Below are 24,538 nucleotides of genomic sequence, written 5' to 3'. Positions count from 1 at the left end.
TCGGCGCCGACGGGGAAGCTTTGCAATCCAGTGAACCGGAAGGAGAAAAACAATGAGTGTTCGTGATCTGATTCCGTGGGGCCGAAACAACGGAAACCAGCCCCCGAGCCTCTTCCGCGATGGCGAGCGTGATCCGTTCCTGTCGCTGCATCGTGAGGTGAACCGGCTGTTCGATGATGTCTTCCGTGGCTTCGGTTCCAGCCTGCCATCCTTCGGTGGTGTCTCCGCTTTCGGCGGGAGTTGGCCAAACGTCGAAATCTCCGACGGCGAGAAGGAGATCAAGGTGACGGCCGAGGTGCCGGGGCTCGAGGAGGAGGACATCGAAGTCCTGCTCAACGACGGCGTGCTGACACTGCGTGGCGAAAAGCGCTCCGAGACGGAGGACAAGGACAGGCAGTTCTCCGAGCGCTTCTATGGCCGTTTCGAGCGCCGTATCCCGCTCGGCTACGAGCTCCAGGAAGACAAGGTCGATGCACGTTTCAGGAATGGTGTGCTGACGGTGACCTTACCAAAGAGCGAGAAGGCGCAGTCGCGGGTCAAGCGCATCGCTATCAAGAGCTGACGCATGGCAGGCCGGCGGCGGGCCATTCGGCCGCCGCCGGCGCATCCTTCGCCAACCAGGGAGGGATGAACGATGGAGATTGTAGGACAGATAGAGCAAACGCCGAAAACGCAGGTTCCGCCGAGTTGGCCGTGCAACGACAACCGGCACAGGCCTCTTTCGATGGCAAGTTCATTTTTTCCGGAGGACGCGGTCGCGCGCATCTACAAACCATCCCGCTCGGTAATGTCCTCCGGCAAGGCGCGCACGAAGGGCTGGCGCCTCGCCTTCGAGCGGCGCACCGCGCCTTTTATCGAGCCGCTTATGGGCTATACGGGCGGCGACGATACGCTGACCCAGGTCGAGCTCAGTTTTCCGTCATTGGAAACCGCGATCAACTACGCCGAACGGCAGGGACTGACCTATGTGGTCCAAGCTCCGGACGCACAGATTGCTGCAGACCGCCGGCCAGCCGATGAAGCGCCTGTGCATGACGGAAGGCGGATGCACGCCTTCTCCGACGCGACCTTGGACCGGCTCGGCCTTTCGGCTCTTCAGGAAAGCTATGGGCGCGCGCTCGATAGCGCGGCGAACCGCAACGATCCGCCTGGTCCGGAAAGCTGGGCAACGCCCATGGGCGTGGTCGATGATCCAACGCTGACGCTGGAGGCCAAGCGTTCGATCCTTATGAACTGGGCCATGACGGAGTATCTGATCGACCAGGCCACCAACGAGGGCATGCCTGAAAACAACCGGCCATCGCGCCTCGACGAGGTCGAACAGGCGCTGCTCGCACTCGAACGAGGAGTTGCGGCCGATCGGAATGATTCAGGCGCACGAAAGGCAGCGTGAGGTGCAGCGATGGACCCGCATGTCGTCTTCGATTGCCAGAAGGCTCTGCCGAACAGGTTTGCACTGACGCTTGCCGCCGCCGCGCGCACCCGGGCGCTCGGCCGGGGCGCTGAGCCAAGGCTCGATGCGGACAATGGCAGTGTGACCGATCTTGCGCTGCATGAGATTGCAGCCGGCGTGTTTACGCGCAACGAGCTTGCACCGTTTCTGCTCGATCCGGGCGGAAGGCGTTCTCTTCCTCCTCCCGGTCCGGGTTCCAGGCTTCGCGGCGGCGGTTGCGGAAGCGCCGCTGCCGCACCCGCCTCCCGTCAGCGGGAGACGGTTCATTGATGACGCAACCAACCGACAGTGAGGAATGAACGATGCTAAAGTCTCTGAACTCCGACAACCGGACCGCTTTCGATATCGTCAATATCGTCGCCGGTCTCGGTCTTCTGCTGTCACCTTGGTATCTCGGCTATTCGGCCGAAACCTATGCCGCGTGGAATGCCTGGGTCGTCGGCGCCGCCGTGACGCTGATCGGGGTCGCCGCGCTCTTCGCGTTCCATCAGGTAGAGGGATGGGCCAACGTTGCGCTCGGCCTTTGGGCCGTGATCGCGCCTTGGGCATTGGGCTTCTCGGCCGTGACGGCCGCGATGGCGGCGCATGTCATTGCCGGCCTCATCGCCGCGGCCCTGGCCGCAGTCAGCCTGTGGCTCGGCAGCAACCAGCCATATTCGACAGCTTGACGTCAAAAATGGCCCGGCCGTGCGCCGGGCCTATTCGCACTCTCCGTCTGACCTCAGGCGGAAAGGAGGACATCAGCCGACTGGTCAAAAACGGAGATCGCTCATGTTCAGGAGTGTCATAACCCTGCGTCCGGCCATCATCACATTCTGCGCGGCCCTCGCCTTCGCGGGACTGCCGTCCGCGGCCATTGGGCAGGCCGTGCCGGGCGTTGCGGGAGCGCTTCCCACCCTTGCCCCCGTGCTCGAACGGGTGACGCCAGCCGTGGTCAACATCTCGGTCGTCTCGGAGACGCCCGCGGCATCCAATCCGCTTTACAACGATCCGTACTTCCGACGTTTCTTCGATCTTCCCGAAGCGCCGCCCCCGCGGCAGCGCATGAGCGCCGGTTCCGGCGTGATCGTCGACGCGGCCAATGGCCATGTGCTCACCAACCATCACGTGGTTTCCAACGCCCGCGAGATCACGGTCACGCTGAAGGACGGGCGTCGCCTGCGCGCCGAGCTTGTCGGTTCGGACCAGGCGACGGACATCGCTCTCCTCAAGGTCGAGAGCAGCAATCTCGTCGCGCTGGAGATCGGCGATTCCAACCGCCTCAAGGTCGGCGACTATGTGGTCGCCATCGGCAATCCCTTCGGCCTCGGCCAGACGGTCACCTCCGGCATCGTCAGCGCGCTTGGCCGCAGCGGCATCAGCAATGACCGCTATGAGGATTTCATCCAGACCGATGCCTCCATCAATCCCGGAAACTCGGGCGGCGCCCTGGTGACGCTGGACGGCAGGCTCATCGGCATCAACACGGCGATCCTCACCCCAGCAGGCGGCAACATCGGTATCGGATTCGCGGTGCCCAGCAACATGGCGGTTTCCGTCATGAACCAGTTGATCGAGCACGGCGAGGTGCGGCGCGGCAGGCTGGGCATCGGCATACAAGACCTCACACCCGATCTCGCGGAGGCGCTCCAGCTCGGCGAGCTGCGAGGGGCTGTGATCGCCAATGTCGAGCCCGGCTCGCCAGCCGAGCGGGCCGGCTTGCAGGTGGGAGACGTGGTCACCGCGATCGACGGGCATCCCGTTCAGGGAGCGACGGACCTCAGGAACCGCATCGGCCTCACCCCGGTCGGCAGCACGATCGGCCTGACGATCAGACGCGGGGACAGCGAGCAGGTCGTCAGCGCCAAGATCGCCGCGGAGACCGGCACGTCGGCCGATCTGTCCGGCACGCCGCTCGATGGCGCCCGGATGCGGGATGCTTCCCCGCCCGAGGCGCAGCAGGCCGGAGCCGACGGTGTAGTCATCGAGAGCATTCTGCCCGACAGCCCCGCAGCACGGGCTGGCCTGCGTCCCGGAGACATGATCGTGGCGGTCAACAGGTCGCCGGTCTCTTCCGTGGCGGATTTGCGCGGCGCGATTGCGGGCCAGCGCACCATACTGGCGCTGGAGCTGATCCGCGACGGCGGCCGTCTCCTGCTAGTCGTGAGGTGAACGGGAGCTGCGACCATGGAAATGAACAAGAAAACCCAGTTCAACATCGGGTACTGGATCGCGGCCTTCTTCGCGCTGATGCTGTTTCAGTATCTCTTCACAACGGCCACGCAGGTGGCGCAGATCCCCTACAGCCAGTTCCAGACCTATCTCGAACAGGGCCGGATCGCCGAGGTCGCTGTTTCCGACCGCTTCATCCAAGGCACCTTCAGGGAGCCGGTGAATGGACGGCCGATGTTCATCACCACCCGCGTCGAGCCCGATCTGGCGCGTCAGCTTCAGGAGCACGGCGTGGTGGTCACCGGCCAGATCGAAAGCACTTTCCTTCGCGATCTTCTGTCCTGGATCATCCCAGTGGCCCTCATCGTCGGCATCTGGATGTTCATGATCCGGCGCATGGGCGGCGGCATCGGCGGCGGGCTGATGCAGATCGGAAAGTCGAAGGCGAAAATCTACGTGCAGTCCGACACCGGCGTCACCTTCAAGGACGTGGCCGGCGTGGACGAGGCCAAGGAAGAGCTGAAAGAGATCGTCGATTTCCTGAAGGATCCCCAAGGCTATGGCCGCCTTGGAGGGCGGATGCCCAAAGGCGTTTTGCTCGTCGGCCCGCCCGGCACCGGCAAGACCCTGCTCGCCAAGGCCGTCGCGGGAGAGGCCGGCGTGCCATTCTTCTCCATCTCCGGATCGGAGTTCGTGGAGATGTTCGTCGGCGTTGGCGCCGCTCGCGTGCGCGACCTGTTCGAGCAGGCGCGCGCCAAGGCGCCGGCCATCATCTTCATCGACGAGCTCGACGCGCTCGGCCGCGCCCGCGGCATCGGCCCGATGGCGGGCGGCCACGACGAGAAAGAGCAGACGCTCAACCAGTTGCTCGTCGAGCTCGACGGTTTCGACTCCTCCACTGGTCTCGTGCTGTTGGCCGCGACCAACCGGCCGGAAATCCTCGACCCGGCGCTGCTACGCGCCGGCCGCTTCGACCGTCAGGTTTTGGTCGACCGGCCCGACAAGCAGGGTCGCGTCCAGATCCTGAGTGTCCATCTGAAGAAGGCCAAGCTCTCGCCGGACGTCGAGCCGGAGAAAATCGCGGCACTAACTCCCGGATTCACGGGAGCGGACCTCGCCAACCTCGTTAACGAGGCCACGTTGCTCGCCACCCGCCGCAAGGCGGAATCCGTGACAATGGAAGATTTCAACAATGCGGTGGAGCGCATCGTGGCCGGGCTCGAGAAGCGCAACCGGCTGCTCAACCCGAAGGAACGCGAGATCGTGGCCTATCACGAGATGGGGCATGCCCTGGTGGCGATGGCGCTGCCGGGCGTCGATCCGGTCCACAAGGTCTCGATCATCCCGCGCGGCATCGGCGCGCTGGGCTACACCATCCAGAGGCCGACCGAGGACCGATTCCTGATGACTCTTGAAGAACTGCAAAACAAGATGGCGGTACTTCTTGGTGGTCGCGCGGCGGAGAAGATTGCCTTCGGCCACCTCTCAACCGGAGCCGCAGACGATCTGGCGAAGGTCACCGACATCGCCCGAGCTATCGTCACGCGCTATGGCATGTCCGAGAAGCTCGGCCATATCGCGCTGGAGAAGGACCGGCGCTCCTTCCTGGCCACCGACCAGCCCTATTACGGTCCACAGGAACGCAGCTATTCCGATGAAACGGCCGCCGCGGTGGACGCGGAGGTACGCCGGATCGTCGACGAGACGTTCGACAGGACCGTCGCGCTGCTTTCCGAACGCCGCGATTTGCTGGAACGAACTGCCCGCCGTCTACTGGAAAAGGAGACGCTTGACGAAGCGGAACTCCGCGCGCTGGTCGACGTTGATGCGCCGGCGCGTGAGGTGGTTCCATCCGGCTGAGGACGTAGCGTGGATCTGCCAAACCTGCATCGCGACGACTTGCCGCAGCTTCGAGAGCTTGCAAGCTTGGTGCTTGCACCAGCTTTCACGCCCCAATATCAACTATTTCACGACAGTTGCTAAGGGTTTGAATGAGCGTATTGTCTGGGGACGCAGTCATCGTGCCTACTGGCGTGCCGGGCCTGGACGACATCCTGGCAGGTGGCTATGCCGCCAACCGTGCTCACCTCATCGAGGGTCAGCCAGGTTCCGGAAAGACCACGATCGGCATCCAGTTTCTGCTCGAAGGCCTGCGCAGCAGCGAAAGGTGTCTTTACATCACGCTATCCGAAAGCAAGCGTGAGCTGCTGGCCGTAGCCGAGCGACACGGCTGGGATCTCTCCGGCCTCGAAATCTACGAGCTCATCCCGCCCGAACTGAGCCTCGATCCGAGCAACCAGCAGACACTGATCCATTCCTCCGAGCTGGAACTCGGGGAGACGGTGCGCATGGTCCTGGCAGAGGCCGAGCGGGTCAAGCCCACCCGCGTGGTCTTCGACAGCCTCTCGGAAATCCGCCTGTTGTCACAGGGCTCCCTGCGCTACCGGCGGCAGGTGCTGGCGCTGAAGAATTTCTTCCTGCTCCATAATACGACAGTTCTCCTGCTCGACGATCTCGCGGCCGGACCTGACGACCTCAATCTTCACAGCTTGGCCCACGCCATCATCCGGCTGGAGCAACTGGCGCCCATCTATGGTGTGGAGCGGCGGCGTGTCCGGGTCATCAAAATGCGTGGAACGCATTTCCGCGGCGGGTATCACGACCTCATCATTCGGCGCGGCGGGGTGCAAGTGTTTCCTCGCCTCGTCGCCCAGGAGCACCAGCGCGCCTTCGACTCGGAACCCGCCTCCAGCGCACTGCCGGAGCTCGACGCGTTGCTCGGCGGCGGACTAGACCGCGGCACTACGACGCTGATCGCCGGCCCCTCCGGTTCGGGCAAGTCGTCGCTGGCGCTCGCATTCGCTTACGCTGCGCTGAAGCGCGGCGAGCATGCCCTTTTCGTCAATTTCGACGAGACGCGGCACGTCTTCTTCCGCAGGGCGGCCGGCCTCGGAATGGACCTCCAGCCCTTCCACGACGCCGGCGCGCTTGTGGCGGAGCACGTGGACCCTGCGGAGCTGTCGCCGGGCGAACTCGTCGGCAGGATCCGCAACGCGGTCGAGGGACACGACGCCCGGGTGGTCGTGATCGACTCCCTCAGCGGATACATGAACGCGATGCCCGAGGAGCAGTTCCTGCTGCTGCAGATGCACGAGCTGGCGACCTATCTCAACCAACAGGGCGTGGTGAGCATCCTTATCCTCGCGCAGAGCGGCATGGTAGGGCAGATGCATTCGCCGCTCGACCTGACCTATCTTAGCGACGCCGTGCTGATGCTGCGCTTCTTCGAGGCCGGCGGCCGCATTCGGCGCGCCGCCTCGGCGATCAAGAAGCGCACCGGTCCGCATGAAAGCACCATCCGCGAGTTCATGATCGACGCCGGCGGCATCCGGGTAGGCGAGGCGCTGACCACGTTCCGCGGAGTGCTAACCGGCGTCCCGGCATATGAAGGCGACGACCAGACACTCATCAGGCAACGCGATGCCGCCGGATAGCGGGCGCGTCCTGCTTCTCACGCCCGAGGGCCGCGATGCAGAGGTAGCCTCCGCTATCTTGCGCAACGTGGGCATTACCTCGCGCGCCGTCCGGGTTATCCCGGAACTCATCGAACACCTGCCGGAGGCCAGCTGTGCTGTGGTCTCGGCGGAAGGGCTCCTCCGCGCGGACCGGCAGGAATTGGCGGCATGGATCAACTCGCAGCCGCCGTGGTCCGACTTCCCCTTCGTCCTCCTCACCTTCCGCGGTGCGGCCCCCGATCCGCGCCTGGTCGAGCTGCTCGGCAACGTCACCATCCTCGAGCGGCCGTTCCACCCCAACGTGCTGGTCAATGCCGTGCGCTCGGCGGCGCGGGCGCGCCGGCGCCAGCGCGAGGCCGAGCTTTACCTGGACGAACGCCGGCGCTCTGAGGAGCACAAGGAAATCCTGATCCGCGAGCTGCATCACCGTGTTAAAAACATGCTCGCCACCGTGCAGGCGCTGATCCGGGCGCCGACGACCGCCGTGGGCAGCGTCGCCGAGTTCCGGGACATCCTCTCGGCGCGCCTCCAGTCGCTGGCCCAGACCCACGACCTGCTGCTTGCTGGTGATTGGCAGGCCGTGCCGCTCAGGGAGATTCTGCGGGGCGAGCTCAGTCCGTTCGGCGACGGCATGCGTATTCAGCTCGAAGGCCCGGAAGTGGAATTGCCGCCCGATCTCGCCCTGGCGCTTGGGATGGCGTTTCACGAGTTAGCGACGAACGCCGCCAAATATGGCGCCCTGTCGACCCCAGCCGGTCGGCTCGAGGTCAACTGGGAAATACGAGCAGACGACACCGAACTGGAACTCGCTCTGCGCTGGGTCGAGCGCGACGGTCCTTCCGTAACGCAGCCTGGCCGGCAAGGCTTCGGAACCAAGCTGATCCAGCGTATGCTGGGTAGTCGCAAGGGAGCAGGCTTTTCCTTTGATTTTCAGCCGTCTGGATTGGAGTTCGGCCTGACCCTGTCTCTGGAGCAACAGCCTTCGGCTGGCATCGCCGGAGTCCCGGCCAGGATACCTGCGGTCGGACCTCTCGGGGCGTAGGATCATTCCGTTGGCTCGGATAGACCGCCCGCTTCCGCAGGAGACGAGTATGCCTGAGCATCTGCTCTGTGCCGCAAGAAGCCTCATTGCTCGTGGTTTCTACATGTCTGCTTACAGGAAGCGGCAAAGACGTCCACAACGGTCAGGAGGGGGCACAATGCGGTCATTCGTGAAGCGTGGCGGGAACGACTGACCAAGGCTCGAAGCTGCCATCCGGGAGCGACCGAATACCCCATCTATTATAGTCGGAGTTGGCCGGAAATCCACCTGAAACGGACGGATCAAGCGGGGTTGCGTGGATGGTCAACTACGGCTGATTCGGTCGCCTATGGCTCGAACCGCGTAGCTGCGATGGCCGCCGAATGAGCAATTAGGGCTTAACGCCGGGATTCCAGAGACCTGGTGGGAGCGGCCGCGTGTCGGGCTTTCCAGGTCGGTCGCAACCGCAGAGATGCCATGTTTGAGCGGCACGGTCCCGGTGACGGCGCATTCCGTGATGCGGCAATGTGCGGAAGGACGATACAGGTGGGACTATGATCGTTATTTTCAGGTTTCTCGCGGCGGCAATCTTGTCGATTGGTATGGTGGCAGGGCTCGCGGCGGCGCAGGATGTGCCCGCGTCGAAAGTGCTCGCCGAACCCAATGTCGTGATGGAGGCCGATCCGCCGCCGCCCTTTACCTATTGGGCGCCGGAAAACTCCACGATCCGCAACCATCCGCGTATGGAGGGTGTCTGGACCGCCGAGATCGAGGGGCAACCGGCACGTTATTATTATGGCGATCAGTGCCGGGCGTCAGAGTTCCAGGGCTTCGTTGGCCAACCGCTTGATGCTCTTCCCGAAAAGCCTGAAAATGCCGTGTGGCGCATAGCATGCTCGTCATGCGCGATGACGTCAGATCTTGGCCGTGCTCGGATGAACGTGTTCTACGAAGACAGTTCCCAGACGATCACCAAAATTTCCTGCGGCTGAGCCTGAGGGTAAGGTAGTGTGCATGGCGCCAGTGGCGACATGCTGCTTTCAAAATCCGTTGCCTAATCGTGTCGTAGGCCGCGGCGGTCGCCAATAGCTGGCTCTCAATCGTAGTCGAAAGTCCACGGCTACGCCGTCAATGCCGGCAACGGTGCCTTCATTGCGAGAGCTGAGACCGCATTTGCGCGATATCGTCGTTCAGTTTGGCCGATTGCTCATCGAACCATTCAGCGCTGGCGTAGCCGAAATATGGCTTGGGAAAATTGTAGAATGTTCCGCTTCCGCTCACCTCCGCGCTGTTGAGGGCGTCGAGATGTTGCGCTGCTTGCGCCCTGATCTGCTCGACATCGTCGGTGCAGATCGACGATGGTTGACGATAAGCCCAGTTGGTCCAGTTGTCCTTCTGCTTGAGGGCCTCCTGGGTGGAAAGCCAATCGTCACATAGCGGTCGGGCCGCGCTAAGGCGCTCATCGATCGAGGCCACGAAGGCAGCGTATTGCGTCCGCAGATCCTCCAGTTCACGCTCGGCGCTTGCCCGTGCTTCGTCTTCCTCGCGCTGCCTGCGCTCCTGTTCAGCCTGCCGATTTGCCTCGTCGGTTGATTCCTTGAGCTGGGTGATCCGTTCGGCCAACTCGGAATTCTCGAAATGAGCCAGTTGGAACCCCATGGGATTTGCGGCTTCGTCTTTGAGACGGTTATCGAGTTCCCGGCGGCACTCGGTCTTCATGACGCCAAGCATCTCGGCCGGCATGTCCTTGAGAATATCCTCGTCGAGATTGGCAATCAGCCGGACGCATTCCACCGTGCTTCGGGAAATGCTGAGGGGAGCGTCCGAGCGAATAAAGGTCGATCGTGAACCAAGAAGATCGAGAAGCTGGGCATCGGTCGCTTCCGGTGTCTTCTCGCCACAAGCGGCCAGGACGGGAGCAACACAGAGCAATGCGGCGCCGACGCAAACAGCTTTTCTTGAAAAATGCAGCATGGACAATCTCTTATCCCGTACCAATTGGTGATTCATGTTCTTCTTCATCTTCAACTACCCGCTTGGTCCGCGAAGCTCAACCCGATAGGCGTGAAAGTGGGGCCCGGCGGCTTTTACCGCCGGGCTTTGAGCCGAGCCCTCAGAACGGGATCTCATCGTCCTCGACGAGTTGGCCGCCGTCGCTCCGGGTCTGCTTGGCCCGGCTGAGGAAGTCCACGGTCTCGGCGATGATCTCGCAGCCGTAGCGGTCAACGCCCTGCTGATCGGTCCACTTCGTGTAGTGGATGCGGCCGCGGACCAGGACCTTCATGCCCTTCTCGCAATGCTCCTGGACCGTCTTGCCGAGGCCGTTGAAGCAGGTGATGCGGTGCCATTCGGTGTCCTGGACTCGATAGCCCTTTTCGTCGCGGACGACGCGACCTTCCGAGTAGCGCGGGCGCGAGGTGGCCAGCGTGAAGTGGGTGATGCTGGTGCCGCCCTGGGTGGTGCGGGATTCCGGGGCCTGGCCGATGTTGCCTGCGAGGATGACGATGTTCTGCATGGTAGTTCTCCGTTGCTTCATTCGGAGGGACCATCCCTCCGATGATGCCCGGCCAAGACCGTCGGGAGATGCCTGCACTGACGCCCAGCGTCAGCTTGACCCGTAAGGCCCGGAGTGGGGCGGGCAGGCGCGTGAGCGCCAACACGGTCCGGAGCCGCGCGGGTTGCGGTCAGAAACCGAACGGGATTAGGGGATCAGTCAGGAGGAGGGATCGGTCTTTCAGAAGAAGCTAGAGGACGGGGACAGCCAGCAGAACCTTCCTCTTCATCGCCAACACGGACTGCGAAGGATCCGCCCCCCACTACCCTGGCGGCAGCGCCACATTCATCACGCGGCCTGTCCCCTTCGCGGCCATCACTCGTCCGTGGCTGAGCCTTCAGCGCGAAGGGCTGTCGGGTGGCACCGGTTGAAGAGAACCAGCAGTCCTAAATGGCCGGAGCATCGGGGCAGCTTGCCCATGAAGCATGAGGGATCGCCGGCCGCCTCGCCTACCATCCATTCCAAGACGGCCGATTGTTGCCGGCTGACCAAGAGCTCGGCTGGGATCTGTCGCGAGGGTCGTCATTCCTGCGAGAATAAACAAGGGAATCCGAGTGTGCGGTTCACAATCGGCGAAAGCGCGGGTGTCAATTTCAGCAGAGAAGTGCAGCGCTCAGAAGAAGAATGTAGCGGTGGCCACGAGAAGGTCTTGGTTGGGGTGGAAAGCGGAACGCCCGCTTCAGGTTGGCATGGGGCAAAGCGGCCATTTCGGGGCGCAGACACCGCTCGCATGAGCGAATTTTTGCGCGCGGACTTTTGTGACGGAAATTCCTGTGAGAATTCAGCGCCGCCGATTCTGACATAACTCAGGATTTTCGCGGCAGCGCGTCGCTAATGAGTGGCAGATGATAGCGGGTGTACTTCTCGAAATCGGCGACAGGAGAGAAGCCCGCACGCGAAAGCAAAGCCACGCTTCGCTTATTACCGTGCGTGACGCCTGCATAGAGATCGGATGCTTTCAACGCATTTTTCGCATGTCCAACCAATGCTCGTAGGGCAGCAGTAGCATAGCCTTTCCCGATTTTGTGTTGATCCAGCCAATAGCCCAGCCCGTAACGAGGCGGGTCGACAGGAACCAAGTCCATGCACCCAATAAGATCCCTTGCCAGAAAAATGCCGAAGCGAAGGCCGTTCCGAGATTCGTCTGCCAACTCGGCTTCAACTTCGGCAAGGGAAGCTGAAACTTCCTCTTGATAGTCCCCATGAGCTGTCAGATGGTCGCGATTGTTTTGAAGAAGCTCATACAGCTCACGAGCGTGACTCGGGCGCAATTCAAGCAGCATCAGGTCCGTAAAGGTAGTTCTCAGCATGCCTTATCCGATCTCCGCGAACTAGCAGTCGCAAAATTCTCCAGAGCGCGCCCTGGCCTCCCTAATCGGCAGATGGGGGCAAAAAGCAGCTGCCCCGACTGCAAGGGCCGAGGCCGCTGGGAAGCGATGGTGCGGCAGCCGACCGCCCTGTTCTAAAGCCTGGTTAGCTCCGCTCGACGGAGGATGGCCTTTACAGCTTCAGTCTTCGCGTCGGCATAGTCCTGGATCGTGTTCCAATGTTGTTCGGCCAAACGTTCCTTTGTTTTTCGATAAAATCGCAGTTCCTCCGGATTGTTTCGCAGGTGATCGCGAAACAGGACCATGCGGTCAAGCTCCGGGCATCCGATCGAGAATATGTGCAGGTTGGTCGCTGGCGACGGATGATACATCATGCGATGCTCGAACCAGTCGGGTTCGCGATGGCGCAGTTCGAATCCGTGTCGCTGCAATGCCGGAAGATATTCGTGCTCTTGGCTCGAATCCTGCACGGTCAGATTTATGTCGATGATTGGCTTCGCGGGCAGGCCGGGAACGGCTGTCGAGCCGACATGTTCTATCGCGAGCGCCTTTGGACCAAGGGCGTCGCGGATTCGCGCGACTTGTTCCTCAAAAGCGATAGGCCAGGAGGGGTCATAGGGATGTAACTCAACAAGCATCTTCGCCTCCTCATCGGTGTTGCAGACCCTCGTTAAGCATCCCGATTATTCGACAGGTATCTCTGATGCAAACGCCGCCTGCTAGGACCGATTTCGGGTGGTATCGGATGCATTACGAACGACGATAATGGGGCGTGTGCAGACCTTCACCGGTCCCTGGCTACCGCGGAAGCAACCACCTCTTCAACGTGATTTCCCGCTGGCCGAAAGGCTGGGGGCTTTTTTGCATTTAGATCGTCCGAGATGGGGTGGGGAGCGGACCGTTGGTCATTGGCGACGTACCCCCCCGGAAAGCGGCCATGCGATCGGAGACGTCCCGGTTCAGAGCGAACGAGCAAGGGATTGGAGCTGATGAGATGTCTGTTTCCAACCTTGATGGAAGCCCATATCCTCATGCTGTTTCCGCGCCTCCTCGCTCCAGTGCAGGGCCCGCACAACATATCGGGTCCTATCGCCTTCGCCGGACATTTCGATGATCATGGTCCTTAAGGGGGTTTCCGATGGTGGAGCGGACGGAATCCAACCCGACCTGTAGGCATTAGTAAACACCAGCCGCTGTTCTGGCACCGCTTCCAGGAACACGCCAACGCCATCGGACACCTCGCCGTTGGGCCCGCGCATGACGATGCGCGATGCACCCCCGGCGCGCTGCTCCAAGATCTTCACCTCGGTGTTCCAGAAGGGAGGATGGAACCATTGCTCAAGCAGTCTAGGCTCCGACCAGCAACGCCACACCTTCGTGCACGGCGCCTCCAGCAGATACTCAAACCGCAGCTCATATCCTTCCGTCGTTCCGGCGGTCATCAGGTTTCCTCCTTTCGTCGAGCCATGTTCCAGCCAGTATGGCCGGTTTCGAGCCGCTGACCCAACTTCCTAATGTCCTGAATGGGTTCGTCTTCGGCCCCTTAGAAGTCATGGCTCGGTCTTCACCCACCGCGCGCTCAGGACAAGGCGTGAAGGTGCCATGCATGCAGGTGCATTCCGCCTCTGGCCTTTATGTATGGTTCTTTGCTAAAGAGTCCGCTCCAATCCTGAAACACCGATCCGAAAGAACCAGCACGGCAGCGACCGTGACAGGCTTTCATTCTTGCGACCAAGGTGGCGAAGATGAAGAAGCCTTTTGTTGCGTTGCGTCCAGAAATCACCCGTTCGCACGCCTTTACCCTGATGAATTGGATGGAAGACGAACGTGTCACGCGTTACCTCAGTGATTCAAGCAGCGTGTCCCGATTCATCGCACAGGCCGTCGATCGCGCTCAGATGCCGATCCTGACACATCTGTTCAATCAGGGCGGCCGCTTCTTCATGGCTTACGACAGAAACAATCGCCCGGTTGGCTTCGTCCGACTGGTCAAGACGGGCGCTGACTGTGAAATTGTGCTTGTCATCGGAGACCATGAGAACTGGGGGCAAGGACTTGGCGGGAGCACTATTCGGGAAGGCTTGAAACTCGCCTTCCTCGACATGCGCGCCGAAAACGTCATCGCCAGGATTCATCCGAACAACATACGCTCGCTGAAGGGTTTCGAGCGCTGCGGTTTTCGCCTCAAACGCGAGACGCCAACGCTCAACTTCCTGTCCATGACCGCTGGCCGATATCTCCAGCTTCTGCGCGAAGGTGTCATGGCAGATTCGGCCGAGATCTACGTCACGGAGATCGACAAGGCTCGGCTTCAGAGCCTGATGGCATTCGATGAAGAGGTGCCGATGCCCGACCTCGAACACGAGATCGAAAGGGCCATTGTCGTTGAGCCTCAGCGCGTCCCACGCGACGTCGTGACGATGAATTCGCGCGTCGTTCTGCATCTCGATGACGAAAAAGAAGAAGTCACTCTCGTCTATCCGCAAGACGCCGACGAGCGCGATCGCAAGCTATCGGTCCTCTCCGAGATCGGCACCGCGATCCTGGGTTGCCAGGAAGGCGATGCCATCGACTGGATGGTTGCAGATCGCACCCGACGTATCCTGATCGAGAAGGTGATCTACCAGCCGGAATCGTCGGGTGATCTTCATCTCTAGTGGCACTCTGGGGGAAACCTGCTCGTCGAGTCGGAACAAATCTGACAAGTGGATGAGACGGACGGCTTGTTCCCGGCTGCGCCGTTTGAGGTTCCTATGAAGCTTGCAATCGATCAACCCATCTCGGGCCCCGGACGTGAGACGGTCTGTAGCCAAGTCTGCCTGGCGGACCAATCGAAACACACGCCGACCTCGGAACGTCAGCTTTGCGCAGGACATTCCTAAAACCGGGCAGTCCGGTATGGCCCAGCGCTGCCGCACAGAGAAAGTGAAACGAACGGCAGCTTTCGGGCAATCGCAATGGGTCTTTAAACGTCCGAGACGGGGGCGACTCCTGCCAGACGCCGGTCACCGCGCGCTTTGCGACGCGGAACGGCTTGAGTGGGTGGGAATCGGACGGGCAGCTTTGTGCAGATATAAAGCTAAAGCTGCCGTAAGACGTGCCTACGAGGCTGACTGTCGTATCACGAATGCCCGGCACGGAGCGCCGGTGTGCTCCGACTATCCGTTGGAGCTGTTTCAGCGTGTCATTACCGTCAGCTTGGAAACGATGAAAATCGTCCGTAGCCTTCCTGCGTTGGATATCGGTAAATGAGCATGTTTGCATTGTTGGGATCAATTCAAATGTAAGCAGCCGCAATTGGCTGCGTCGGGGGGACGCGGGGATGGTGCAGTCAAGATCAAGTGGGGACGGCCTACTCGCTATCCTGCCGATCCATTTTGACTTACCGGCTCATGCCATACCCCTCCACACGTTTGTGCGCACCGCCGAGCAGGCGGAAGTCATCATCGCCTCATTGAACAGAGAGTTGTTCGATGGAAAGCTGAAATACGAAATGCTGGTGCTTCCGCCGCAGGAAGGCTCCTTCAAAAGCAGGATCGGTGTCTATTTGTTCGGTGGCTGGCTTGCCGTTTGGACGTTTACCGAAAGCGACATCGGTCAGGCTTTCATCCGTGGTTTGACATTGCAGGAACCGGCACATTGGGCTGAGCAGGCAGGTTCGGCGATCAGGGAACAGATAGTTTCTAATGACGATGACGGGAACACCGGTGAAGCGGATGACGCGTCAGCAGATGACGAAGCGAACTGCCATGCCGCTGCGGAGTTCCTTGTCGATGCGACAAAATCCTTCCTGCAAACAGATGTCGCCGAACTGGAATCGGTTGGGATAACCACGACACGTTTCCGCGATGGCTTTTCCGCACGGAACGAATTCTACGAAGCCTGTGCTGCCACACCTGATATCCGCGCCGTCGGGTTCGAGGATGAACCTGTTTTTCCAATCAACCGAAGCGGCTTTGCACGCCTACAGGTCGTTCTCCCGCCTGTGAAGGACGAAAACGATGAGCCGTGGCTGACGGACATAGTGGACCTCAAGGTCACGTCCCCGAACTGGGAAAGAGAGGATCGTCATCGCTCTTGGAAGGCAAGGGATGCCAAGGGGCGCGAGCGGCTGTTCCGAATCGAGGACGAAGAGTTTTGGGGCTTGGTGAAAGCCGAGCAGCTCAACATCCACATCATGGATACGATTAAGGTGCAGTGGGCATTCCAAGGCAAAGCAAGCTCACCAAAAAATATCAGGGTTCTGCGCGTACTGGAATTCAACGGCGACGTCTTGTCCGACGCTTTGGACGATAATGCGCTGGCCGCGATTTTAGGCGCTCACAGCGAAATCGCGACGGATCAGGGGGATCTTTTTGCAGACCGAGGGGGACAGAGAGTTGAGTAACAGTGATCTGACAAGCTCGACCATTCTTACCGAAATTAAGCTGATCAGAAATATCGGTCGGTTTGCGGAGGCCAAGCCAATGCCTGGTGTTCGTCTTGGTCACTGCACCCTGGTTTTTGGAGAGAATGGTTGGGGCAAGTCAACGCTCGCCGATATATTGCGTTCAATTGCAACGAAAAACCCAGCCATCGTGCTCGGCCGTAAGACGCTTGGCGGCGATATCAAACAGACCGCCGTGTTCGCATTCGGCAGCCGCACGGTCCATTTCGACGGCAGCGGATGGGTCGGTTACACGCCGAAGATTGCCGTATATGACAGCGCATTCATCAATGGTAATGTTTTCTCAGGCGATCAGGTATCCGCCGACCACCTCAAGAATCAGTATGGGCTTGTCGTCGGCGAGGAAGGCGTGCGGCGCGTCCGGCGCATTGTCGAGATTGATGGTGAGAATCGCGACTGCAACGCCAGCATCAAATCGACCGAACAGGAGATTACCGCCCTCATGCGCGGCCACGCGCCGATCAATATGAAGATCGGCGACTTCATCGCGTTGGAGGAAATTTCGGCGATCGAAAACCTCATCGTTGAAAAGTCGGCGGAGGTAAGCCGGGCGCGCAAAGCAAAAGAACTGAAAGCGGCCAAGTTGCCCGAATCCTTGCCAACGCCTTCGGATGCCCAGACGTTCGAGGATCTGTTCCGGGCTGGCCTTGACGATATCAGCGAACAAGCTGCAACCGCAGTACGGAGGCATATCGAAAAGCACCGCCGTCATGGCGAACAGATTGCTGTTGCGCACGAAAGCTGGCTGGAAAGCGGACTGCCCTTCGCAGACGCCGAAGATTGTGCGTTTTGCGGCCAGCCTCTCAAGGACCGCACCCTTGTTGATGCGTATAAGGCGTTTTTCAGCGACGCCTATCGAAACCTGTCGGAAAAGATACGGAAGGCTAGGGAAACCTGCGCTCGCTATGCCAAGGGTGATTTCCGAAATGCCATTGTGACCCGGACAGAGCGCAACCACGAACTGTCTGGCTTCTGGAACAGCAATGCGCAGATCGCCCGGCCGCAGTATCCCGACCTTGATGAAACGGTGTCCACGCTGGAACGAATTGCATCCGACCTGGATGCACTTCTGGCGCGCAAGCTCGAAAATGTTGCGGAACCGCTGAACGCAACGGACTATTCGTCGGTGTTGTCCGATTGGAGCGCCGGGCGCGGCGATATCGAGCGGTACAATGCCGTCGTCACCCAGGCCGTTGAAGCTATCACCTCCGTCAGGGACGCGCTGGACGAAAGCCAGCTTCCTTCGCTTGAAAACGCGCTGATGACGCTGAACGCTCACAAGCGGAGATATGAGCCGGAGACGGTTGCTCTTATCGAAAAACTGGATGCAGCCAAGCAGGCGAAAACAGCACTATCCAAGGAAAAAGACCGTTTGCGCGAAGAACTCAACGCGCACGGAAAGGCCATCACGGAAAAACTCGGCGCGACGATCAACGAATATCTTCGTCGGTTGAACGCCGGTTTTCGGATCGACTATCGTGAACCAGATTATCGTGGAAAGGAACCGGCGGCGAGCTATCAGATTCTTATCAACGAACAGCCGGTGTCGCCGCGGGCCAGCGAAATTGACAAACCGTCATTCCGCAACACGTTGAGCGCTGGCGACAAATCCACGCTGGCGCTGGCGTTCTTCCTCGCCCGCCTGCATGCTGACGCCGAGTTGGGCGAAACCATCATCGTGCTCGACGATCCTTTCACCAGCCTTGACCAGTTCCGGCGGCAATTCACGGCAATTGAAATCAAAAAGCTTTGCTCCAAAGCCGCTCAGACCATCGTTCTCTCCCACGACAAGATGTTTCTCAGATTGTTGTGGGAGAAGATCGACCAATCGAAGATCCAGTCGATCGCGCTCCAGACCGGAGCGCAGGGCATGTCCACGATTGCCGCGTTCAGCATTCCCGACTTGACGCAGCCCCGCCATGTCACAGAGCGCATGCAGATCGAGGAATTCGTCGAAGGAGAGCAGCACGAACTGGCTTATATCCGAACCCGCCTGCGCACGGTAAGTGAAGATTTTTATCGTCGCGGCGACCCCGGCTTGTTTGGACAATCGGCAACGCTAGATGAGATTATCCGCAGGCTTGATCAAGCTCCGGATGATCACCCATACAAAGCGGCACTTGAGGATTTGCGAGAGATCAACGCGTACTCCCGCACCGATAACCACGCGGCCATCGAAGGCGACCCGAATGCCGAGACGAACAAGGAAGAACTCTTAGCTTACTGCCGACTAGTCTTGGATATGACCCATGGCCTTTAGATACAGGCCTTAGCCACTACTCCCAGATCGGCTCGCTTTGCCAGTTTGCGGGAAATCCCGCATCCCTAATGTCACATACTTACTGGGGAAATCCATAAGGTGTGTTCGCAAGCGCGAACACCAAGCACTGTTTGGATTGATGGTTCGCAGCAAGTACCGCGTGATCAGTAAAGCAGCGATCGCGTCTGCGCGCGCCTGGCTGCCGGCAATATCATCGAGCTCATGAACAGACCCGACCGCAGGCCACGCCGGATGGTTGACGAGCGGCTTGTTCCAGAACCGTGAATGGTGTGCGCATATGTTCCGCACGTCGTTGAGTGTTCTGAGCCACGTTTCGAATATCGCGCCGTCAGCAATACAGTAACGGTTCGCGCGCGATTTTACGAACGCGCTTCCCTACCGATTCTCGATTGAAGAATGGTCGCAATTGGTGCGATGAGTGGTATGGTGGCTTACTGATTTTTCGGCCAGAACCGGACTGTCTGAAGACGGCCCCGATGCCGCCGTTGAAGCAATGAACAGGAGCGTTGTTGGTGTGATGGCCGGCATCCGGTGGATTTCGGCCCGTCCGCTTGTTGCTTGCGTACCGGCAACACGGTCGCTTTCTGAAAGTCAGGTGCCTTCAGCCTGGTTTGTCGGAAAGCACTCGACTTCGTCAAACAAGACAGTGGTGATCGGGGGAGGCAGCAAGACTTCGAGCTCGGATGCATCGGCCAATTGCGTGAAACCGTACGGGCTCGCGACCAGGAGCCCGTTCTCGTTCGTCCGACGATCATCCTGCATAACGTGGTGCTCGATCTGTTTCATCAGGCCGGCAAATCCGGCAGCGTCCAGTGGCACTACGTGTGGCTCGTAGCCAGCCGCTTCGATCCCATTGATTGTAATTTCGTCGTCTCTATTTCCGTTCCGCGGGAACACGGCCAGCACTTTACCTCCGAGACGACTGGTGATCTCCACCTGCCGGAGATAAGCCGGTGTGGTGACTGGCCCGGGCGATGAGCCACTTATCGAAAACGTTCTCTTCACCGGATCCGCGTGTATCGTCCATGGCATCGGAAAATTCCCGCTGAACTTGCCCACGATCTCTTTCGGCGGATTGTAAAAGCCCATCGCGGTCGTGTTATGGTCTTGCAGAATGTCGAAGAACGCGATCCCGCGTACTACCGCCGACAAAACGTCCTCATGTGGTATGGCATAAACATTGCCGCCGTTGCGGCGGCGAAGGCGCAGTCCGTCCGACCAGATCACGTAGTCCGCATGGGCGATACCGTTCCGTATATCATCGCGAAAAGCATCGGCCAACAACTTCCCCAAGCGCGGCATGCCGATGCTTTGGCTGTGTTAGCAAGGTCACGGAATGTCTTGTTAGCGTTCGGACCAATGATCGCGGCGGGTTGTTTCCTGACGCGGACCAGGTCCTTGAAAGGCCATAGGTTGTACGGGACTGTCGTAATAACCCCCATCACGTTCTTAATCGACTCGTACACACCGCCGGCTTCGGCAAGCTGGCAGTAAAGCAGGAGCGTGATGCGATACTCGGCGGTCGTCAGCGGGCTATCTTTGGTCAGGTAGGTGCCGAGTTCCTGGCGAACGTCTGCGGCCGTAATTTGGGTGGACCAGCCCGCGTCCTGCATGCCGCGAAACTCGCCGCCGAGGGAGGCCGCAAAGTCCATCTCGTTCATCTGACGAGCGAAACCGTATAGCCGCGACATCTCCGTGGCGAGTTCGGTCAGGTATTGTCTTTCAGATGGAGACATTGGGACTGCGGGCCTACTCACGCTATAGATTCTCGATTCGATCTTGTCGCCAAGCTCTCATAGAAATCAAGAAGCCTGGCCAAGTCCGCGATCTAGATGCTTGAAGGAGTGTTCTGTTCGCCTCCATCCTTCCCGATCATGTCAGAAGCCAGTCACTTCACGAACGGCAGCTTTGGGGGAACTGCAATAGGTCCTTAGTTCGCCCTGAAAAACTCCTGAACCCCTTGTCCTTCGGGGATTCCCATGGCGTCTGAAGTGTTGGAGAATGCCGGAAATCGAATCCGATCCGGTCATTTTCTGGGTTTTTGCAATGCCTCCGTTCCGCCCATCATCCGGCAAGAATGATCTCTTTCGCGAGCGTCTCGACGCGATCATCAATCCGCGTCATCCGCTGGCGCGATTGTCGGAGCTGATGCCGTGGGCGCAGTTCGATGAAGCGTTTGGCGGCTTTTATCGCCCTGTCGGCAGGCCGGCCAAGCCGACGCGGCTGATGGTGGGTCTGCACTACCTCAAGCACGTCCACGACCTTTCGGACGAGGAAGTGGTCGATCGGTGGGTGGAGAATCCCTATTGGCAATTGTTCTGCGGCTTCGAGTTCTTCCAGCACGAGGCGCCGATCGACGCCAGCACAATGACGCGCTGGCGCAAGCGGATCGGGCCAGAGGGGCTTGAGCAGATGCTGAAGGCGAGCGTTGACTTTGCGCTCGACACCGGGGTCGCCAAGCCCAGTTCGCTGGAGCGGATCAGCGTCGATACTACGGTTCAGCCGAAGGCGATCGCACATCCGACCGATAGCCGGCTTTACCTGAAGGCGATCCAGATCCTGGTCCGCCAGGCGAAGCGGCACGACATCGTGCTGAGGCAAAGCCACACCCGGCTGGCCAAGTCTGCGGCGGCGCGGGCGGGACGCTATGCCCATGCCAAGCAATTCCGACGGATGCGGCGCGAGCTCAAGCGTCTTCGCACCTATCTCGGCCGAGTATTCCGCGACATCGGCCGCAAGATCGCCGGCAATGGTGAACTCGAGGCCAGGTTCGCCCGACTGCTCGGGCTCGTCGAACGGCTGCTGGCTCAGAAGCCGAAGGACAGCAACAAGCTCTATTCGCTGCATGCGCCCGAGGTGGTCTGCATCTCGAAAGGCAAGGCCCGTACCCCTTACGAGTTCGGCTGCAAGGTCGGGATTGCAACGACCAACCGGGAAGGCCTTGTGCTGGCCGCCAGATCCTTCGAGGGCAATCCGTATGATGGCCACACGCTCGCAGCAACCGTCGATCAGGCAGTGGAGATCGGCGGCGTCGACCCGCAGCGCATCTACGTCGACAAGGGCTATCGCGGTCACGACTATGCCGGCTCGGGCTCGGTGATGATCGCTGGCAGCAAGCGTGGCCTGACCGCCACGATGAAACGGGAACTGAAACGACGATCGGCCATCGAAGCCACCATCGGGCACATGAAGACCGATGGACGGCTGGACCGCAACTTCCTCCTCGGCCATGCTGGCGACGCGACAAATGCGCTGCTCGTGGCCGCCGCCCACAATCTGCGCCTGATCCTTGCGGTATTGGCCCTTTGGCTTGCCTGGCTACTGCAATCGCTCATGCCGAAAATGGCGAAATCGGATACTGCCGCCCGTCTTCCCAGACGTGAAATGTCAATGGCTTAGCCATTGTTCAGGGCGGACTCCTTAAACGTCCAACATGGGGGCGGAAGCTGCCGGATCAGCCTCTCCCGGCGAATGGCGAAACGGAATGGCTGGGTCGGGGGTTGTTTCCTGCCCGTCCGCTTCCGGGTGCAAAAGTTGAAAAAGCCGTCCTTCAGCTGTTGCACCAGAACTTCGAATGGCAACAGCAAGGCCCGCCCCACTTGCATATAGCCCGGCATCGGCTTCGCTGTCGCTACACCGAATTTGGTCTCTGGACGTCGCGCCGCGAGCGCAAGCGGCGGATTTTCCAGCCCGCGGCCGACGCGACTGCCGCCGCTTTTTCAGAAGCGCTCTTCGTTCTCGCGTGCCAGGGTTGTCAAAGCGTTCGAATCCGGCATGTAGCGTTGGGCGGCGGTATCCCAGCGATAGGTTACGGTGATCGCACGACTTCCCGGCTCGGGAAGCGTCCCGTCGTCCTGGTCCACGGCCGTGAGCTCCGTCGTTTCAGTTACGCTGACCGCTATGTCCGCGAAGGGCTCGCCTGCGCGTTGTTCGATGGTCAACTCCTGGGTGCGTTCGAAGCCATACGCTCTGTCGCCGAGCAAGGAGATCGTATCGACCAATTCGAACTGGTCATTGCGAACCAGGATCAGGGATGCGGACAGGAAGCTCTGGCTAGAATTGTGGTGCGTGCTTTGGGTTACCAGGAGATCGTCGTCAGCGCCGACCGGCAGATGAACGGGGTCCATGAACGATGTCCACCGATCCAACGCGACATCGGCGGCGTCGAGCAGCCGGGCGTCACCTTCAATGTCAAAAAGCGCCAGGATGGCATAGCCGACGCTGTATTCGGTCATTCCGAAGTCTACCAGCAGCACCAGCCGTTGCCTGCCGCCAGAGCGCAACGGCACGGCTTGAAGCCCAAGAGTACCAGTAGGTGCCAACCCGATATCGCCGTCAATCCAGCCTCCGAGATGCCTGATGCCGGTTGGCTGGTGGGCGTCGGAATAGGCGCTGCCGCTGACGGCGATTCCTGGCATGACGAGCCGGATGAGGTCGAGATATGTCCTTCCGTTGCCCTCGGGCAGCGCGTCGGTCGCCTCCGGGGAAAAGGACGGCTGTGCCGTTGCACTGCCGGCCATGCCCATAAGGAGCACGAGCAGGATTGGAAATAAGCGCAGGTGTGCAACGGAAAGCTTTGTGCCGTAATGTGGGCGATATGCGCTAGCCATACACATAGAACACGATTTTCACGTCTGAATCGGGCACGAAGTCCCTGGCTGTCCAACTCCGGTCATCACCGGCCGGCTCCAGGCCTTCGGGAACGCAGAACGCAAACAGGACCCCAAGGTCGTCGCCGACCTTCAGCCGGAAGTCACCGATCGGGCCGTTCCAGTATCTCGCCGTCTGCAGGATGTAGCCGACTGTGAACGCCTCCGGTTGACCGCCTCTCGTCATGAACTCCCTCTTGGTCGCTTCGTCCATGCAATAGTGCGAAGCGCCTTCGCCATCCGGATAGTAACGGTGGTAATCGACGTCGGCACCGAACAGCGGCCGGTAGGAGATTTCGACCACGGTCTCGCCGGGCGAGAAAGTCTGAGTCCATTCATAGACGGATTGATATTCCCATTTCGGGGCGATCCAGCCGGCGCCCGGCGGCACCTCGTCCCACACCAGATCGTGCCGTCTCAGCTCCTCAAGTGTCGCGTCCGGCAGTTGCGCCAGCCTGACGTATGAATCCATGTCGGTCGAAAGGAGCGGTATGTCGAGATCGAGAAGTCTTCGAGTAACATCGGTTTCCCCGGACCATGCGTATTCGTGAAGCTTCGGCGTCAGCGGCGTGCCATTCACGAAGACCCTGAAAGCCATGTAGTTGCGCGGATCGTCCACGCCTTCGTCCTGGCTCCAGCTCCTGTTCTCGATATTGTCTGGTCCGTCTTCCAGCGAAACCTTTGCCAAGGGGAAGCCGATCGTCCTTACGAGCGGCTCGGTTGCGGACGAGACAAAGACGTAGCGGACATTGATCCGGTCCCATCCGATCTCAAGGTCCTCGCGCGCGATCGAAATGCTCTCCTCGGACTTGAAGACGAGGCCGCCTGCCGGGAATTCGGATATCGCGCCGTTTGCCTGCGCCGCGGACACCGTGCTGAGGATCGTTGCGCAGGCGATAGCGAGACTGGAACGACATTTCATCTGAGCCTCCCGCAACAGATTCAGGTGTTGGACATCTTCCTCCCGATGACGATGCTTACTCCGACCGCGTCACCAGTTCCACGATCTCGACGCGCCGGTTCCTGATCCACCCCCATTGAACGGGTCCACCTTGAAGTATGGTTTTGACCATGAAGGAGGACCACAATGGCAAACAAGCGACACAAGCCCGACGAGATCGTCACGAAGCTTCGGCAGG

General features: G+C 60.1%; 22 protein-coding genes. 13 read left to right on the top strand and 9 right to left on the bottom strand.

Translation table 11 applies throughout. The features are described 5' to 3' along the window. The first annotated feature begins 52 nt into the window (after positions 1-52). The 9 genes from L598_RS10000 (at position 53) to L598_RS09960 (ending at position 9,132) form a co-directional block, all read left to right on the top strand. Positions 53-562: an Hsp20/alpha crystallin family protein gene (locus tag L598_RS10000; RefSeq protein ID WP_028034389.1), complete on the top strand. Its 510-nt coding sequence runs from the start codon at positions 53-55 to the stop codon at positions 560-562. A 72-nt stretch (positions 563-634) separates the two neighbouring features. After that, entirely contained in the window at positions 635-1,393 is a 759-nt protein-coding gene (locus L598_RS09995) for an ETC complex I subunit (protein ID WP_144862107.1), read from the top strand. A gap of 9 nt (positions 1,394-1,402) precedes the next feature. Next, positions 1,403-1,723: a DNA-directed RNA polymerase subunit omega gene (locus L598_RS09990; protein WP_028034387.1), complete on the top strand. Its 321-nt coding sequence runs from the start codon at positions 1,403-1,405 to the stop codon at positions 1,721-1,723. 32 nt (positions 1,724-1,755) lie between these two features. Continuing rightward, on the top strand, positions 1,756-2,121 hold the full coding sequence (locus L598_RS09985) for an SPW repeat protein (protein ID WP_028034386.1): 366 nt from the start codon (positions 1,756-1,758) through the stop codon (positions 2,119-2,121). Positions 2,122-2,224: 103 nt separating this feature from the next. Next, positions 2,225-3,604, top strand: a complete 1,380-nt coding sequence (locus tag L598_RS09980) for a DegQ family serine endoprotease (RefSeq protein ID WP_144862105.1) — start codon at positions 2,225-2,227, stop codon at positions 3,602-3,604. 15 nt (positions 3,605-3,619) lie between these two features. After that, a complete protein-coding gene (ftsH, locus tag L598_RS09975) occupies positions 3,620-5,464 on the top strand; it encodes an ATP-dependent zinc metalloprotease FtsH (protein WP_186441447.1) in 1,845 nt (614 codons plus the stop codon). A 131-nt stretch (positions 5,465-5,595) separates the two neighbouring features. Beyond that, on the top strand, positions 5,596-7,098 hold the full coding sequence (locus tag L598_RS09970; RefSeq protein WP_144705341.1) for an ATPase domain-containing protein: 1,503 nt from the start codon (positions 5,596-5,598) through the stop codon (positions 7,096-7,098). Continuing rightward, positions 7,049-8,161, top strand: a complete 1,113-nt coding sequence (locus L598_RS09965) for a sensor histidine kinase (RefSeq protein ID WP_245261106.1) — start codon at positions 7,049-7,051, stop codon at positions 8,159-8,161. The genes L598_RS09970 and L598_RS09965 overlap by 50 nt, the downstream gene beginning before the upstream one ends. Positions 8,162-8,694: 533 nt before the next feature. Then, a complete protein-coding gene (locus L598_RS09960; RefSeq protein ID WP_144862103.1) occupies positions 8,695-9,132 on the top strand; it encodes a hypothetical protein in 438 nt (145 codons plus the stop codon). A 157-nt stretch (positions 9,133-9,289) separates the two neighbouring features. Here the strand turns inward: L598_RS09960 and L598_RS09955 are convergent, their stop codons facing one another. The 5 genes from L598_RS09955 to L598_RS09935 all read right to left on the bottom strand — a co-directional run bounded on the left by L598_RS09955 (position 9,290) and on the right by L598_RS09935 (position 13,464). Further along, a complete protein-coding gene (locus L598_RS09955; RefSeq protein ID WP_144862101.1) occupies positions 9,290-10,114 on the bottom strand; it encodes a hypothetical protein in 825 nt (274 codons plus the stop codon). A 139-nt stretch (positions 10,115-10,253) separates the two neighbouring features. Beyond that, positions 10,254-10,655 (bottom strand): single-stranded DNA-binding protein, encoded by a 402-nt coding sequence (locus L598_RS09950; protein ID WP_144862099.1) that lies wholly within the window; start codon positions 10,653-10,655, stop codon positions 10,254-10,256. Between the two features lie 845 nt (positions 10,656-11,500). Next, on the bottom strand, positions 11,501-12,004 hold the full coding sequence (locus tag L598_RS09945; protein WP_144862097.1) for a GNAT family N-acetyltransferase: 504 nt from the start codon (positions 12,002-12,004) through the stop codon (positions 11,501-11,503). 152 nt (positions 12,005-12,156) lie between these two features. Beyond that, positions 12,157-12,660, bottom strand: a complete 504-nt coding sequence (locus L598_RS09940; protein ID WP_144862096.1) for a GrpB family protein — start codon at positions 12,658-12,660, stop codon at positions 12,157-12,159. 321 nt (positions 12,661-12,981) lie between these two features. Then, a complete protein-coding gene (locus L598_RS09935; protein WP_144862094.1) occupies positions 12,982-13,464 on the bottom strand; it encodes an SRPBCC family protein in 483 nt (160 codons plus the stop codon). 303 nt (positions 13,465-13,767) lie between these two features. On the opposite strand from L598_RS09935, the gene L598_RS09930 reads away from it, so the two are divergent. From L598_RS09930 to L598_RS09915, 3 genes are all read left to right on the top strand, one after another. Continuing rightward, positions 13,768-14,679 (top strand): bifunctional GNAT family N-acetyltransferase/nucleoside diphosphate kinase regulator, encoded by a 912-nt coding sequence (locus L598_RS09930; RefSeq protein ID WP_144862092.1) that lies wholly within the window; start codon positions 13,768-13,770, stop codon positions 14,677-14,679. Between the two features lie 665 nt (positions 14,680-15,344). Then, positions 15,345-16,409 carry a hypothetical protein gene (locus L598_RS09920; protein ID WP_144862090.1) on the top strand — a complete coding sequence of 355 codons (1,065 nt, stop codon included), beginning with the start codon at positions 15,345-15,347 and terminating at the stop codon, positions 16,407-16,409. Continuing rightward, positions 16,402-18,729 carry an AAA family ATPase gene (locus L598_RS09915; protein ID WP_144862087.1) on the top strand — a complete coding sequence of 776 codons (2,328 nt, stop codon included), beginning with the start codon at positions 16,402-16,404 and terminating at the stop codon, positions 18,727-18,729. Before L598_RS09920 ends, L598_RS09915 begins: the two co-directional genes overlap by 8 nt. Before the next feature lie 612 nt (positions 18,730-19,341). On the opposite strand, the gene L598_RS09905 is transcribed toward L598_RS09915, so the two are convergent. Together L598_RS09905 and L598_RS09900 are read right to left on the bottom strand one after the other, a co-directional pair. Then, a complete protein-coding gene (locus L598_RS09905) occupies positions 19,342-20,031 on the bottom strand; it encodes a hypothetical protein (RefSeq protein WP_144862085.1) in 690 nt (229 codons plus the stop codon). Then, positions 19,974-20,486: a hypothetical protein gene (locus L598_RS09900; RefSeq protein ID WP_144862083.1), complete on the bottom strand. Its 513-nt coding sequence runs from the start codon at positions 20,484-20,486 to the stop codon at positions 19,974-19,976. Before L598_RS09900 ends, L598_RS09905 begins: the two co-directional genes overlap by 58 nt. Before the next feature lie 310 nt (positions 20,487-20,796). Between L598_RS09900 and L598_RS09895 the strand changes: the two genes are divergently transcribed. Next, complete coding sequence (locus tag L598_RS09895; protein ID WP_144862134.1) at positions 20,797-22,149, top strand: IS5 family transposase; 1,353 nt, start codon at positions 20,797-20,799, stop codon at positions 22,147-22,149. Positions 22,150-22,469: 320 nt separating this feature from the next. Here the strand turns inward: L598_RS09895 and L598_RS09890 are convergent, their stop codons facing one another. Beyond that, positions 22,470-23,270 (bottom strand): hypothetical protein, encoded by an 801-nt coding sequence (locus L598_RS09890; RefSeq protein WP_144862081.1) that lies wholly within the window; start codon positions 23,268-23,270, stop codon positions 22,470-22,472. Positions 23,271-23,352: 82 nt separating this feature from the next. Continuing rightward, positions 23,353-24,321, bottom strand: coding sequence for a DUF4424 family protein (locus L598_RS09885; protein WP_144862079.1), 969 nt, complete (start codon positions 24,319-24,321; stop codon positions 23,353-23,355). Positions 24,322-24,538: the final 217 nt, after the last annotated feature.

Source organism: Mesorhizobium sp. J18 (genome assembly GCF_007829525.1).
GTDB lineage: Bacteria > Pseudomonadota > Alphaproteobacteria > Rhizobiales > Rhizobiaceae > VLJP01.
The sequence above is the reverse complement of the archived record's forward strand: the minus strand, read 5'-3'. Positions and strand labels throughout refer to the sequence as shown.

What these genes read in the sequence shown, in the direction of transcription:
- L598_RS09935 (WP_144862094.1), bottom strand. Translation starts at nt 13,464, where the DNA reads ATGACCGCCGGAACGACGGAAGGATATGAGCTGCGGTTTGAGTATCTG.
- L598_RS09940 (WP_144862096.1), bottom strand. Translation starts at nt 12,660, where the DNA reads ATGCTTGTTGAGTTACATCCCTATGACCCCTCCTGGCCTATCGCTTTT.
- L598_RS09960 (WP_144862103.1), top strand. Translation starts at nt 8,695, where the DNA reads ATGATCGTTATTTTCAGGTTTCTCGCGGCGGCAATCTTGTCGATTGGT.
- L598_RS09950 (WP_144862099.1), bottom strand. Translation starts at nt 10,655, where the DNA reads ATGCAGAACATCGTCATCCTCGCAGGCAACATCGGCCAGGCCCCGGAA.
- L598_RS09955 (WP_144862101.1), bottom strand. Translation starts at nt 10,114, where the DNA reads ATGCTGCATTTTTCAAGAAAAGCTGTTTGCGTCGGCGCCGCATTGCTC.
- L598_RS09995 (WP_144862107.1), top strand. Translation starts at nt 635, where the DNA reads ATGGAGATTGTAGGACAGATAGAGCAAACGCCGAAAACGCAGGTTCCG.
- L598_RS09970 (WP_144705341.1), top strand. Translation starts at nt 5,596, where the DNA reads ATGAGCGTATTGTCTGGGGACGCAGTCATCGTGCCTACTGGCGTGCCG.
- L598_RS09900 (WP_144862083.1), bottom strand. Translation starts at nt 20,486, where the DNA reads ATGTCTCCATCTGAAAGACAATACCTGACCGAACTCGCCACGGAGATG.
- L598_RS09980 (WP_144862105.1), top strand. Translation starts at nt 2,225, where the DNA reads ATGTTCAGGAGTGTCATAACCCTGCGTCCGGCCATCATCACATTCTGC.
- L598_RS09890 (WP_144862081.1), bottom strand. Translation starts at nt 23,270, where the DNA reads ATGGCCGGCAGTGCAACGGCACAGCCGTCCTTTTCCCCGGAGGCGACC.
- L598_RS09990 (WP_028034387.1), top strand. Translation starts at nt 1,403, where the DNA reads ATGGACCCGCATGTCGTCTTCGATTGCCAGAAGGCTCTGCCGAACAGG.
- L598_RS09945 (WP_144862097.1), bottom strand. Translation starts at nt 12,004, where the DNA reads ATGCTGAGAACTACCTTTACGGACCTGATGCTGCTTGAATTGCGCCCG.
- L598_RS10000 (WP_028034389.1), top strand. Translation starts at nt 53, where the DNA reads ATGAGTGTTCGTGATCTGATTCCGTGGGGCCGAAACAACGGAAACCAG.
- L598_RS09965 (WP_245261106.1), top strand. Translation starts at nt 7,049, where the DNA reads ATGAAGGCGACGACCAGACACTCATCAGGCAACGCGATGCCGCCGGAT.
- L598_RS09920 (WP_144862090.1), top strand. Translation starts at nt 15,345, where the DNA reads ATGGTGCAGTCAAGATCAAGTGGGGACGGCCTACTCGCTATCCTGCCG.
- L598_RS09985 (WP_028034386.1), top strand. Translation starts at nt 1,756, where the DNA reads ATGCTAAAGTCTCTGAACTCCGACAACCGGACCGCTTTCGATATCGTC.
- ftsH (WP_186441447.1), top strand. Translation starts at nt 3,620, where the DNA reads ATGGAAATGAACAAGAAAACCCAGTTCAACATCGGGTACTGGATCGCG.
- L598_RS09895 (WP_144862134.1), top strand. Translation starts at nt 20,797, where the DNA reads ATGCCTCCGTTCCGCCCATCATCCGGCAAGAATGATCTCTTTCGCGAG.
- L598_RS09930 (WP_144862092.1), top strand. Translation starts at nt 13,768, where the DNA reads ATGAAGAAGCCTTTTGTTGCGTTGCGTCCAGAAATCACCCGTTCGCAC.
- L598_RS09885 (WP_144862079.1), bottom strand. Translation starts at nt 24,321, where the DNA reads ATGAAATGTCGTTCCAGTCTCGCTATCGCCTGCGCAACGATCCTCAGC.